Origin of the sequence: Parabacteroides caecihominis, assembly GCF_023656785.1 — a bacterium.
In the GTDB taxonomy this organism is placed as follows: Bacteria; Bacteroidota; Bacteroidia; order Bacteroidales; family Tannerellaceae; genus Parabacteroides; species Parabacteroides segnis.
Window position 1 is genome coordinate 45,925 of the sequence record NZ_JAMOKS010000039.1, and the last position, 13,069, is coordinate 58,993.

13 protein-coding genes and 1 pseudogene are annotated in these 13,069 nt (G+C 42.5%); 7 read left to right on the forward strand and 7 right to left on the reverse strand.

Going from position 1 to position 13,069, the window contains the following annotated elements:
- Nucleotides 1-3 precede the first annotated feature (3 nt).
- The 4 genes from NBH14_RS24020 to ileS form a co-directional block, all read right to left on the reverse strand.
- Nucleotides 4-813 carry a DUF4296 domain-containing protein gene (locus NBH14_RS24020; RefSeq protein WP_186958894.1) on the reverse strand — a complete coding sequence of 270 codons (810 nt, stop codon included), beginning with the start codon at nt 811-813 and terminating at the stop codon, nt 4-6.
- Complete coding sequence (locus tag NBH14_RS24025) at nt 814-1,440, reverse strand: lipoprotein signal peptidase (RefSeq protein WP_122327205.1); 627 nt, start codon at nt 1,438-1,440, stop codon at nt 814-816.
- Complete coding sequence (locus NBH14_RS24030) at nt 1,441-1,821, reverse strand: TraR/DksA family transcriptional regulator (protein ID WP_007657507.1); 381 nt, start codon at nt 1,819-1,821, stop codon at nt 1,441-1,443.
- Between the two features lie 118 nt (nt 1,822-1,939).
- The gene (gene ileS / locus NBH14_RS24035) at nt 1,940-5,368 is read right to left on the reverse strand and encodes an isoleucine--tRNA ligase (protein ID WP_186958895.1); all 3,429 of its coding nucleotides are present in this window, start codon (nt 5,366-5,368) and stop codon (nt 1,940-1,942) included.
- Nucleotides 5,369-5,531: 163 nt separating this feature from the next.
- Between ileS and NBH14_RS24040 the strand changes: the two genes are divergently transcribed.
- From NBH14_RS24040 to NBH14_RS24065, 6 genes are all read left to right on the forward strand, one after another.
- Complete coding sequence (locus NBH14_RS24040; RefSeq protein ID WP_186958896.1) at nt 5,532-5,825, forward strand: nucleotidyltransferase family protein; 294 nt, start codon at nt 5,532-5,534, stop codon at nt 5,823-5,825.
- A 41-nt stretch (nt 5,826-5,866) separates the two neighbouring features.
- Nucleotides 5,867-6,136, forward strand: coding sequence for a DUF3791 domain-containing protein (locus tag NBH14_RS24045; RefSeq protein ID WP_186958897.1), 270 nt, complete (start codon nt 5,867-5,869; stop codon nt 6,134-6,136).
- Complete coding sequence (locus tag NBH14_RS24050) at nt 6,133-6,624, forward strand: DUF3990 domain-containing protein (RefSeq protein ID WP_186958898.1); 492 nt, start codon at nt 6,133-6,135, stop codon at nt 6,622-6,624. Before NBH14_RS24045 ends, NBH14_RS24050 begins: the two co-directional genes overlap by 4 nt.
- Before the next feature lie 7 nt (nt 6,625-6,631).
- On the forward strand, nt 6,632-6,841 hold the full coding sequence (locus tag NBH14_RS24055; RefSeq protein ID WP_046145136.1) for a DUF3791 domain-containing protein: 210 nt from the start codon (nt 6,632-6,634) through the stop codon (nt 6,839-6,841).
- A 110-nt stretch (nt 6,842-6,951) separates the two neighbouring features.
- Nucleotides 6,952-7,110: a hypothetical protein gene (locus NBH14_RS24060; protein WP_007657504.1), complete on the forward strand. Its 159-nt coding sequence runs from the start codon at nt 6,952-6,954 to the stop codon at nt 7,108-7,110.
- 2 nt (nt 7,111-7,112) lie between these two features.
- On the forward strand, nt 7,113-7,622 hold the full coding sequence (locus NBH14_RS24065) for a GNAT family N-acetyltransferase (protein ID WP_186958899.1): 510 nt from the start codon (nt 7,113-7,115) through the stop codon (nt 7,620-7,622).
- 75 nt (nt 7,623-7,697) lie between these two features.
- Here the strand turns inward: NBH14_RS24065 and NBH14_RS24070 are convergent, their stop codons facing one another.
- Nucleotides 7,698-8,588 carry a HEPN domain-containing protein gene (locus NBH14_RS24070; RefSeq protein WP_186958900.1) on the reverse strand — a complete coding sequence of 297 codons (891 nt, stop codon included), beginning with the start codon at nt 8,586-8,588 and terminating at the stop codon, nt 7,698-7,700.
- Nucleotides 8,589-8,824: 236 nt separating this feature from the next.
- A complete protein-coding gene (locus NBH14_RS24075) occupies nt 8,825-10,900 on the reverse strand; it encodes a BT4734/BF3469 family protein (RefSeq protein ID WP_186958901.1) in 2,076 nt (691 codons plus the stop codon).
- Between the two features lie 254 nt (nt 10,901-11,154).
- Between NBH14_RS24075 and NBH14_RS24080 the strand changes: the two genes are divergently transcribed.
- Nucleotides 11,155-11,760: an HU family DNA-binding protein gene (locus NBH14_RS24080; protein WP_186958902.1), complete on the forward strand. Its 606-nt coding sequence runs from the start codon at nt 11,155-11,157 to the stop codon at nt 11,758-11,760.
- A gap of 233 nt (nt 11,761-11,993) precedes the next feature.
- On the opposite strand, the pseudogene NBH14_RS24085 reads toward NBH14_RS24080, so the two are convergent.
- A pseudogene (locus tag NBH14_RS24085) lies at nt 11,994-12,917 on the reverse strand (alpha-N-acetylglucosaminidase C-terminal domain-containing protein); the annotation flags it as partial.
- Between the last annotated feature and the right edge of the window lie 152 nt (nt 12,918-13,069).

Consider the following 13,069-nt stretch of genomic DNA (forward strand, 5'->3'; position numbering starts at 1 on the left):
GATCTAATTCTTTATGGAATCCTTACGTGCTACTTGTATGGAGTCGTTTTCCGGTAACCGACCGTAGTTATACCGCATCAGATTCAAACTATCCACATAAACTTTTAAATAAGAGGTGGAATCATCTTTTCCGTTCAGGCGGATAAAACCATACACGCTCTTTACCTGTTTGGTAGGCAAAGTCCTTAACGTTGTTTCATGATAACCGTCGCGAAGAATTTTGTCGTTTACGGTAATAATCGTATCTCCCTGATTAGCGCTCAGACGGATCTCCGGACGATTCTTCATCGCATCGTTCAATCCCCAGACGCGCATTCCCAATACAAACGTACTGCCGGACGGATAGTTGGTTTCCGGTTTAATATCGACCGCTATCCCGTTAAACAAGGCATTCGGTTCTAAGGTAAGATAAGTAAGACGCGGCCAGATATCTACCGAATCCTGTTTAGATACAGGGGCGGCATTTGCCTGCACATCTCCCAGCGCCTTTTGCCGTTCATTCAGTTCGGCCAATACCAGATCGTACACCTGCATGTACACATCCAGGTTGCGCCCATACCAGACCAGCGAACTGTCATAAACAGCCTGTTCTATTTTATGCTTGCGGAATACAGACTGGTAAAGCGCATCTTTCTCAGCATCGTCGCTATACTTTTTATAATCCGTGCTGATCATAGCTTCAGCCAGTTGCATATCGATCAGGACAGCCTTCATTTCCTTTTCCGACAAAATACCATCAGGCACCTTACTACAGGAAACCAACAAAGCTGCCGTCAACAATGCGACACCATATCTGCGCAATTTATTCCGCATTTATTTATTACTTTCTTTTTCTTTAGAGAGACTGGCCGACAAGGTATGCCGGTAAAATATCAATAATAAGAAAACACCCACGCAGATTGCTGAATCCGCCAGGTTGAAGATAGGACGGAAAAAGACAAACTCCTCCCCTCCCCAGATAGGAAGCCAGTCAGGCAATACCGTCTGAATCAACGGGAAGTAAAACATATCCACTACTTTCCCGTGCAGCCATCCCGCATACCCTCCGCCCGCAGGCATAAAAGATGCGATCTGACCAAAACTATGATCAAATACCACTCCATAAAATATAGAGTCGATAATATTACCGATTGCTCCTGCAAATATCAACGAGACACAAGCAATAAAACCGAAGTTATATTTGTCTTTTACAAGCTTATACAGGTAATAACCGATAAAGCCGACCGCCACAATACGGAATATCGACAAAAACAACTTACCTATTACTTCTATACCGAAAGCCATTCCCGGATTCTCGGTAAAATAGAGATAAAACCACGGGGTAATCTCTATACTCTCATGCAACTGCATGTGTGTCTTGATCCAAATTTTGAGAGCCTGGTCAAGAATAAGGAGCAGCATTATAATCAACACTGCTCCCCAACCTTTAGAAAATTTCATTTATCTCTTACCTCCTTGTTTTGCTTCGATACTCAAAGTAGCATGAGGAACGGCACGCAGTCTTTCCTTTGGGATCAGTTTACCCGTTTCACGACAAATGCCATACGTTTTATTTTCTATACGGATCAAAGCAGCCTGTAAGTTCTGTATGAACTTCATCTGGCGTTGTGCCAAACGTCCGGCCTCTTCCTTCGACAAAGTTGCGGCACCTTCTTCCAACACCTTAAATGTTGGTGATGTATCAGCCACATCGTTACCATCAGAATTGGTTACACCCGATCTCAACAACTCGTAATCCTTCTTGGCTACCTCCAACTTCTCTAAAATAATGGCGCGGAACTCCTCGAGTTCAGCATCCGAATATCTAGTCTTTTCTGCCATGGTTCATTTAATTTTAGGTTCCACAATTCATAATATATATCAGGCGACCAAGTCGCAGTCCAAATATACGATAATATTTATATGCGGCAAGGGACGCCTTTCTTTTTTATAGAAAAAATCACTCTTTTTCGATTCGTACCGACAGATTGAAATCTTCGAAATCAAGGACAGTCGCATCGCTTATGGCATGTTCCGTTATTTCAACAGATACAGCCAGCACTTGGTTCGCAATGTACTCATTAAATTCCTTAATTGCGTCATCCATTTCATCGGTCGAAAGAATAGTCACATTGATTTTATCCGTTATATCGTAACCGTTGCTCTTACGCAAGTTCTGGATACGGTTTACCAATTCGCGTGCCAAACCTTCCTTACGCAGGCTTTCGGTAACTGTAATATCAAGAGCTACAGTCAGACGGCCTTCATTGGCAACCAGCCAGCCCGGGATATCTTCCGAGATAATTTCAACATCCGTACGTTCAACGGTTGCATCCTGTCCTTCCACTTTCAGCGTGAATGTTCCGGCAGCTTCGAATGCAAGGATATCCTCCTGACTCATGCTTTGAATAGCGGCAGCCAGACTCTTCATGATCTTACCGTAACGCGGGCCTAACTTCTTAAAGTCCGGCTTGATACGTTTTACCAGGATTCCGGCAGCGTTATCGACAAACTTCAGTTCCTTCACATTCACTTCGTTCAGGATCAGATTCTTCACAGCTTCGATACTTTCCTGCTGATGGGCATCCATAACCGGCACCATTATGGTCTGAAGCGGCTGACGAACTTTGATATTCACTTTACGACGCAAAGCCAGCACCATGGACGAAACATCCTGAGCCATCTTCATACGTTCTTCCAGATCTTTATCGATCAATGCTTCATCATATTTCGGGAAATCGGATAAGTGAACAGACTCAACCGTCTCACGTCCGGTTACGGCAATCAAGTCACAGAACAACTGATCGGCATAGAACGGAGCAATCGGAGCCATCAACTTGGCTATCGTTTCCAGGCAAGTATATAAAGTCTGGTAAGCCGACAACTTATCGGTTGTCATACCACCACCCCAGAAACGGCGACGGTTCAGGCGTACATACCAGTTACTCAGGTTATCGTTTACAAATTCGGAGATAGCACGTCCCGCACGGGTCGGTTCGTAGGTATCATAGAATCCGTCCACATCTTTCACCAATGTATTCAGCAAAGAAAGAATCCAGCGGTCGATCTCCGGGCGTTCGTTCAGAGGAACATCCGGTTCCGAATAATCGAAGCCGTCCACATTGGCATAGAGCGAGAAGAATGAATAGGTATTATATAATGTACCGAAGAACTTACGGCGTACTTCATCCATTCCGTCGATATCGAACTTGATGTTATCCCACGGAGATGCATTCGTAATCATATACCAACGCAACGGGTCGGAACCATATTGCTCGATCGTAGAGAACGGATCAACCGCATTTCCCAGACGTTTAGACATCTTATTTCCATTCTTGTCCAATACCAAACCGTTGGAAACAACCGCTTTGTAAGCCACACTGTCAAACACCATCGTTGCCAGTGCATGCAGGGTAAAGAACCAACCGCGTGTCTGGTCGACACCTTCCGCGATAAAGTCGGCCGGATAAACCGTACGGTTATCCAATATTTCCTTATTCTCGAACGGATAATGGATCTGGGCATAAGGCATCGCACCCGAGTCGAACCAAACATCAATCAGGTCGGTTTCCCGTTTCATCGGCTTACCGCTTTCAGAAACCAGGATTACCTCATCCACATACGGACGGTGCAAGTCGATCTTTTCGTAATTATCCTTATTATATTCACCCGGATTGAAGCCTTTATCCTTATAAGGATTGCTTTCCATGAATCCGGCTTTAACAGCCTTTTCTATTTCGTTGTATAGTTCTTCCACCGAACCGATACATTTTTCTTCCGTTCCGTCTTCCGTACGCCAGATTGGTAACGGAGTACCCCAATAACGGCTACGGCTCAAGTTCCAGTCCTGCAGGTTTTCCAACCATTTACCGAAACGTCCCGTACCGGTGCTCTGCGGCTTCCAGTTGATCGTATTATTCAGTTCGATCATACGATCACGGCAGGCTGTTGTGCGGATAAACCAGCTATCCAGCGGATAATACAACACCGGTTTGTCGGTACGCCAGCAGTGCGGGTAGTTGTGTACATGCTTTTCGATGCGGAACACGCGGTTCTGCACTTTCAGCATCATACATATTTCGATATCCAATGTTTCGTCTTTATCGGTTTTCTCCGGATCGTACGCATTCTTTACGAACTTACCCTGGAACGGATCATAGTCGGCCGCATTCATACAGGTCTGTACGAATTCAGGATCCAGGTCTTCCAGCAGATAGAACTTACCGGTCATATCCACCATCGGACGTCTGTTGCCATCCTTGTCGATCATCATCAACGGCGGCACACCGGCCACCTTAGCCACACGGTCGTCATCCGCACCGAAAGTCGGAGCGATATGTACGATACCCGTACCGTCTTCGGTTGTCACAAAGTCACCATTGATTACGCGGAAAGCACCTTCGCCCGGATTTACCCACGGAATCAGCTGCTCGTAATGCATACCGGCCAGTTCGGAACCTTTCCATTCGCCAACCACCTTAAACGGTATCAGCTTATCGCCTATCTTATAATCAGATAATTCCAGGTCGGCAGCTTTCGGATTGAAATGCGCACCCATCAAATCCTTCGCCAATACCACCGTCATCGGCATACCGGTATACGGGTTATAAGTCTGAACAGCCACATAAGAGATGTTCGGTCCCATACAAAGAGCCGTATTTGAAGGCAATGTCCACGGAGTAGTCGTCCATGCCAGGAAGAATGCATCACCGAACTGTGCCATTTCGGGCTTCGGATCGAGGATATGGAATTGTGCCGTACAAGTCGTATCTTTCACATCTTTATAGCATCCCGGCTGGTTCAACTCATGTGAGCTAAGACCTGTTCCGGCTGCCGGCGAATACGGTTGGATCGTATATCCTTTGTACAGCAAACCTTTCTTATATAATTCTTTCAGCAGATACCACAGCGTTTCGATGTAACGGTTATCGTAGGTGATATACGGATTTTCCATATCCACCCAGTAACCCATCTTATCGGTGAGGTCTTCCCATTCTTTGGTAAACTTCATCACATCGCGGCGGCAAGCTGCATTATAGTCAGCGACAGAAATCTTCTTGCCGATATCTTCCTTGGTTATACCCATGGATTTCTCCACGCCCAACTCAACCGGCAGGCCGTGTGTATCCCATCCTGCCTTACGGTTGACCAGGAATCCTTTCATGGTCTTGTAACGGCAGAAAATGTCCTTAATCGAACGGGCAATAACGTGGTGAATACCCGGCATACCATTTGCAGAAGGCGGTCCTTCGTAAAATACAAATGAGGGGTATCCTTCGCGGATTTCAAGACTCTTGTGGAAGATGTCGCCATCCTGCCACTTCTTCAGCACCTCTTTATTGACATTCGATAAGTCAAACTTAGAATATTCGGCAAATTTCTTACTCATTTCGCGTTATATTTATCTTTCTTCTAAAAATGCCGCAAAGTTAGTGATTTAATTCTAATTAGGCAATAAAGAAATTCGTAGAACCTGATTGGATTTTACAAAGCTAAGTAATCTCCCTTTCAAAAAAATATAACTATCTTTGACCTCATAAAAGGTAACTGCTATGAAATCGACAAATGAATACTTGACACTATTACGGCAATATATGGATTCCCATGCCGGAAAATATGGTATTGTCCGTATGGGGATTTTCGGCAGTGTTGCCCGTGGTGAGCAAACAGAAAATAGCGATGTGGATATTTGTTTTGAAGCCCCCGCTCCCAATCTACTCACATTAGCCCGCATCAAATTTGATCTTGAAGCTTTGCTAGGATCCCGGGTCGACTTGGTAAGATTGCGTGATCGTATGGATGAGTATCTGAAACGAAATATCGAAAAGGAAGCTTTATATGTTTGACAAAAACAAAAGATATTGAAGCTGAATAAATAGAAAGAAATATGCAACAAGCAACAACACATATTTCCCGGTCGATTGACGATAAACTCATGGAGTTTGTGGTTTTTGCCATCGAAAGTGCAGCACAAAAAACAGGTATTCCTGCCCCAGTCCTTTATAATCGATTAGAAAAAGTCGATCTCATCACCCGCTACCTTATCGAGGGATATGATGTGCTTCATACTCAAAGCCGGGAATACATTGCGGACACATTGATAGAAGCTCTGGATAATTGGGAAAGATATTATAAAGAAAAAGAGAAACAATCATGAAAGTCTTTCACGGAAGTACAGCGGAAATACAGTATCCTTTGGCCAATATCGGAAGAGAGAATCTTGATTTCGGAAAAGGATTTTATGTTACAGACATTTATAATCAGGCAGAACGATGGGCTTCTGTTATGATGTTACGTCGCCCCGGTACTATTGCAACAATTAATATATACGAATTAAATATTGAAAAAATATCTTCTGCAAATTATAGATCATTGCATTTCGATGGATATGGCAATGACTGGCTTGACTTTATCGTTGATAGTCGGCGAGGGAAAAAACCTTGGTTAGGATATGATTTAATAGAAGGAGGTGTAGCTAATGACCGAATATTTGATACAATAGAAAATTATATTGAAGGACAAATTACAAAAGAAGTTGCATTAGGACGTCTGCAATACGAGCAACCGAATAACCAAATTTGTTTGCTAAACCAACAACTTATAGACGAATGCCTTTCTTTTGAACAATCGATAACGCTTAAATAAACAAACTATGATAGATGTTTTAGTATGGAATAAATACAGTCGGATTGTGATGCAACTAGCTAAACAACTAAAAGTTTCTCCCGTAAAAGCATTGCATCTATTCTATAACAGTAATATATATGCTCTCTTACTTAATAAAGAATATCCTTTAATAACGATGAGCGATGCATATATTACCGATGAAATCATAATCGAATTGCAGCAACAACAAACTTGAGAGTCTCAATTTGCTCGTATATAATTGATCTTTCCTAGACTAAATAGGAGAAAAATCAGGAATAATATTTACCTTTGTATCGGATTTATAAACTATAAACAATTATTACGATGGCCAAACCGATAAAAGAGACTCCAATCATATTTGGAGAAGACGCAAAGCGTTTTAATCAATCCATTAAGGATGTGAAACCAGCTTCTGACGATGAAAAAAGACGTATAAAGGAAGCTTACGAGAATATAAAGAAAATAGCAACCTTTATGATGTGAACATGAAATTAGCAAAGTTGGAAGAATTAGAAAAGATAAAACCGTTTGATTGCGGCGACGCGGATTTAAACGGTTTTCTTTTTGATGATGCGTCTTATTATAAAGAACAAATGATTGCCAATACCTTTGTCCTGGAAGAAGAAAACGAAACGATTGCTTATTTCAGCCTTCTGAACGACAAAATATCTCAAACAACCATTTCCAAGAACTTATGGCGTAAACTTAGACGAGTATTCCCCCATAGGAAACATTTAGGAAGTTACCCCGCTGTAAAAATAGGGCGATTTGCAGTATCACAAAATCATAAAAAAGAAGGTTGGGGTACAGAGTTAATCTCCGCCATCAAACAAATGTTAATTAATAATCAATCTATATCTGCGAATAGATTTCTAACTGTAGACGCATATATTACTGCAGTTCCTTTCTATGAAAAAAATGGATTTAAACAATTAGTTAACGATGCCGAAGACGATACAATTCCAATGTACTATGATTTGAAAGAACTGATTTAAAAATATCCTTTAATAACGATGAGCGATGCCTATATTACATAATCGAATTGCAGCAACAACAAACCTGACAAAGTTTCACAAAACTTTCTCCGCATACTCCTTGATCTTCGATTCACAAATCCGTTTCGTTATATCCCTTAGCAATTCTACTTTCGGAGTTAGTTGATTGATATCCTCTTTGGTTACGACAAAATGCGGATTGTACCGGGCATCCACATAAGCAGCCTTTAATAAAGTAAAAAGCCGTTTCTCTTCGAGTGTATCTTGCGGAAATACCATTTTTAGATCTTCAGAATAGCCTCTGACTGATGAAGACAATTTTGATAGATTGTGCTGTTTGTTATTTCGCAAAGTATATGTCAATCGAATTGCATAGTAATAATTCTCACAGGCTTGATGAAGATAAAAGGAAGCTCTTTTGTAATTTCCTCTATTAAACGCATTGATTGTATCTACTAAAAATTCATTCGCTTCATTTAATTTCTCATCAAAATATTCCTGCGCCTGTTCCTTTATCTCTGCATAGTTTAGTTTCCGGCGGCGAGCCAGTTTGTATTTACCACTATTATACAGAACAATACCTTCCTGTTTAATCTGTGTATAAAAATATCGTCCCTCCTCCAGGTATTTATTCACTATCTTAATATCATCATTGATAAACTGGACAGGAGTATCCCGGTCAAAATCCTTTCCGGAAAAAAATATATCTTCCACATTATCCAAAACAGTCTCGGCCTTTTTACTATTGATACCACTGGTTATCACATAGATATCATAATCGGATATTTTGACGGTAGGAATACCGCCATCTTCAATCCGTATGCTACGGCGTACATAATTTCCTCTTGCATAGCTACCATACAGAATAATAAACTCCACCTGAGGTAGCCTTTTCAGTATCTCATTAACCAGAAAGTTTAAATCTTCCTGCTTGTCCTTGGGTAAATAAGCTATCGAGTCTTTCATTATGCCTTTATTATTATGTACGATAATATCTACAAAAGTACAAAAAGTTTACTGCCGTAACTAATCAAACTTACATACATTCATTTTTTCTAAAACTACAATACAGTTATAAACCATCCGCTTGCTCTATGCTATATATGCCGAATAAAAGTTTTCCCATTTTTTCCTTCATTTATTCATCCGCAAAGCTATAACACTAAGAATAAACGCCTTGCAGATGAACAAAATGAAGAATATCATCCAATCTCCTCTACATGATACAAATTTCCACGCAAAGCGTGGCGAGAAGGATAGTTATTTCGGCGTAGTAAACGGCCAAAGCCATTGATCGTTGTGTTACTGAAACTAAGGCGGCTGCGCTTACGGATATGTTGCATGATCTCAGCTACTGATAACCAATCGCCTCCATCTTCCCCTACAGGAACGGCACGAAAATATTGCAACAACAACTGCTCTTCCACCGGCACTTGCTCGAATGCCTCATTCTGCCGGATAACAGCCAGCTCCTCTTCATGCGTAAACCAATAACGTTCGCCTGCCCGCAACAAATAAATGGCCTGAGCATATAGCTGGTCATGGTCAACCAGATAGCGGCGGTCGATCTCCCCTTTAATTTCAACACAAAGGAAACGACGGCTACCGGTCGGATCGGATAACAGGTCCATATTATTACAAGTCCCGACAAATCCGGCATACCGTTTCAACGCCCGAACACTCGATTTATAAGGCTTGCGGGCATTCACCTCCGGTTTCTGAAGCAGGTGTTTCAGGAAAGACTGGCGGGAAGCCCCCACCGAATCGAACTCATCGATATTGATCAGGGCAAATCGATGCAGCATCAGTTCGGCGTCACGGCGATTCCCAAAATCAATGCTATCCGTATAAAAGTCGCGCAAGACAGGCGGCAACAGATTACGGCACCAGGTAGACTTTCCACATCCCTGCTCACCCACCAGCAAAGGCAAGACACTGTTGGCATACACGCTACTCATCTGTTTCCATTGGGCAACCAGCCCCAAAAACCAGCGATAAAAATGATTGCGCCACAGTTTCGACGATGTCGGCACGGTATCCGCCAATGCACGGATATGATCTTTCCCATCCCATTCCGGCAAATGATCCAAATAATCATCCAGCGGATTGAACAGCGGTATCTTATTGGAATAGATATAGCGTTTCACATCGCGATCCCATAAATCAAGTCCTTCGGCTTGCGCATGCAAAGAGATCGTATTGAGCACCTCCTCTGTGACCGGGAAAAAATCATAATAATAGGAACGCCGCTCGCGATACTCCACCTCCCCTTTCAACTCATTCCGTCGCAATTCATACCGTCGTTTCATAAACTCTTCCATCCGGAGCACCAGATTCTGGCAAGCCGGCATCACCGGACCAACACCATAATATTTATCCAGCAGATAGGCATTATGCACAGCCGCCCGCAATTCCGTTTCACTACGCCGGAAGTGCATGTTCGCATACGACCATTTCAGCACATCTTCCTCCGGTATGCCTGCCCGCAGGCAATTCTCTGCCAAACGGACCAACAACGTGTCCTCTTCCGCATCCCCCAGTTCCTTTTTCACCTCCTCTATCGCCTTTTTCAGAGCCACCTGATAGAGCAGATAAACAGAACTACTGCGTTCGTGCCCCGCCTCCATCCGCTGAAGCGGCAACGGTTCCTGCTGTTTCACGTCGCGAAAAGTCGGTTCGCCAGGCATTTGCAAAGGCTGTTCGAGTGTTGCCGGAACAGCCGCCGGATTATAATAAAGATCGGGATCATAGGAGATACGGCAAGACTGCTCTATAACCGGTTGCCGGAAAGCGATATCCCGCTGCAATTGCATCCGGTAATAATTGAGTGCCAATTGATAAGCATGTGCATGAAACCACCCCGCCAGTTCACTGTTACGAGGCAAAGAACCGTCCGGCAATGTAAAAGGTACGACAATCTTCACACTTTTACGGCTTGAGCCGATAAAAGCAAGCAGTGTTTGCAGCGAACCGGCTGCCTTCCGTCGCACCTCCGTCGCCTCCGTATACCCTGACAGATTACCGACTTCGAGAAGGACAAGACCATTGCAGGCTGCCATTTTCATCTCTCCGTTCTTCTTCCGGTATTCGGCACCAAAAACAATCCGGGGCAGTTTACTTGCCGCCGGACAAGGACAACCCGGAGGACACTCCTCCAGTTTTTCCCGGAATTCTTCTACTGCACGACCGGACGCACGGTCCTTCATCGTATCGACTAATTCACTAAGCGAAAAGGTTTTAACGGACTTACTTCCGTCTTTATACTGTGTTATATTCATTTGCTTGTGATCCAAGGTGTATTTTCTGCTTAAAGATAAGAAAAAAAGCTATGGATAACAAGGCTTCTGTCGATTATTATTTATATCTTTAGTGCGTTATTCTTTCTTGTTTGTCAATTGTCAAACGCTTATTCAACAGTAGTCTTACAAGCGTTTGTCAGCTATCAAACAAGCGTATGACAGTTGGCTGATAAATTAAAAGAAAGCACTCCGGCATTACCGGATGCCTGGTTACACCTTAAACAATAACTGATATGTGTGCAAGATATCGAATGGTTCGCAATCCGAACCCTACTGGAGAGAAGAAAAAACAGGCGTTGCATCCGCGTGTAGTACCTTACGGAACAATCCGTACGAACGATCTGATAGAAGAGGCGGAAGCTCGCTCCGGAATGTCGGGAGCCGATCTAAAAGGGGCGTTGCGGGTCATTGCCGATGTGATGGCCAGCCGTCTGGATCAGGGATATAATGTCGAACTGGAGGAATTGGGCTTTTTCAGCGTCTCGCTTTCTTCGCGTCCGGTCATGGATAAGAAGGAGATCCGAAGCGAGTCGATCCACTTCAAGAATGTGAATTTCCGCTGTGGCAAATACTTGAAAAGCAAACTAAAGACAATGGATCTGGAACGCATGCCGGAAGGAAAAGGTGTGTTGCCCCCTTTTGGGGAACGGGTCCGCAGGCTGACGGAATACCTGGAAAAGCACCATTATATCACTTGCGGCGATTATCGGGAACTGACGGGTTGCTCCAAGTATCGTGCTTTAGAAGACCTGAAAAAGCTGATCAATGAAGGTAAATTGGAGAAAAACGGGTATAGGAGCACTAGGGTTTATTCATTGTCTTCATCTGTAGAGGGTTGATAATAAGCAGATATTACTCACAGATGAACAAATGAAGGAATTATTCCGGAAAACTTTATTTTAAATAGAAGAAGTAGAAATCATTCTATTTTGAGATAGACTCAGGACTATAGTATATTAGTATTTAAGAAGAGGCTGCACCGTAATATCCATTTTACGTTTCAGCCTCTTTTTCCGAAAAACACGATTTCATCGAGGTTTTTCATCTTCAAGATATCAGTAACAACCACCCTTTATTGAAGAAAAACTTCTGTCCAAATTTTTTTTACAGTCGCTACACAATCTTCCTTAAAGAAAGAATTATAAGTCTGAGTATCCTTTACCCATATTTCTTCCAGTGCATAAAAATCAATCATATCCGGAGATTCACCTCTCAGAATTTGATTTTGATAATCAAACCAAGATTTCCACCTTACATAATAAAAATCTTTTAAAATACCATTCCATTCTTTATGAGCATAATCACGTAAACCTCCTTTATTAGCAGCATTTCGGTTTCCCCAAGTCGTAATTTGGACACGAGCATTCCATTCATACAGTTCTTTCTCTTCCGGAGTATTTCCTAAAGAACGGGCTTGATTAATCCAATTTCCGACAGTAAATTCCGAACGGGTTCCCAATAATTCATCCTGAAACAAAATCAATTGTAAAAATTTATTGGCAGCAGCATTATAAAGCGTCTTATCTCCGGATGCAAATGCGGCCTCAACCACTTTTTCCACTAAACGTCCTTTTTCGGCTATTGCCTGACGAACAATATCTACCAGATCATATTCAAAGTTATTATTGCCAATAAACTGATCAGCCACAGAAACCATCATGGACGCAGCACGAATGACATCGTTCGGATCGTAATAATCACTCATTTCAGACCAGCTTGATACTTGATAAGGATGATCAGATGGACGTGCACAAAAAAGAGATTCATGAGTACCCTGTTGCGTACTTTCCGGCGGACAATTATAAATAGAATTACTTAAAAGCGTCCAGGCATCCTGCACTGTCGAATTTATCTTTCCATAACGGGCAATCGTGTAACTTTTAAGCCATTCATCTTTATCGAAACGTTCTGGGCGCCATGGGAGTTCTGTTAATAATTCAAACATAACAGGATTGTTTTCACTACCTTCCATTGTCATACCCACACCACGTAAAGTCTTACCAAAAAGACTTTCTTTCCCTTAACAAAAGAGTGTAGTTCGTTTTAATCTTTTATAAATCAGCGATTAAAAGTGTTTTTATAAAGATGCAGGTAACGATATAGTAGTGGAAGTTCAGCTACACATTGCATTGCTCTGCATAATTTCAA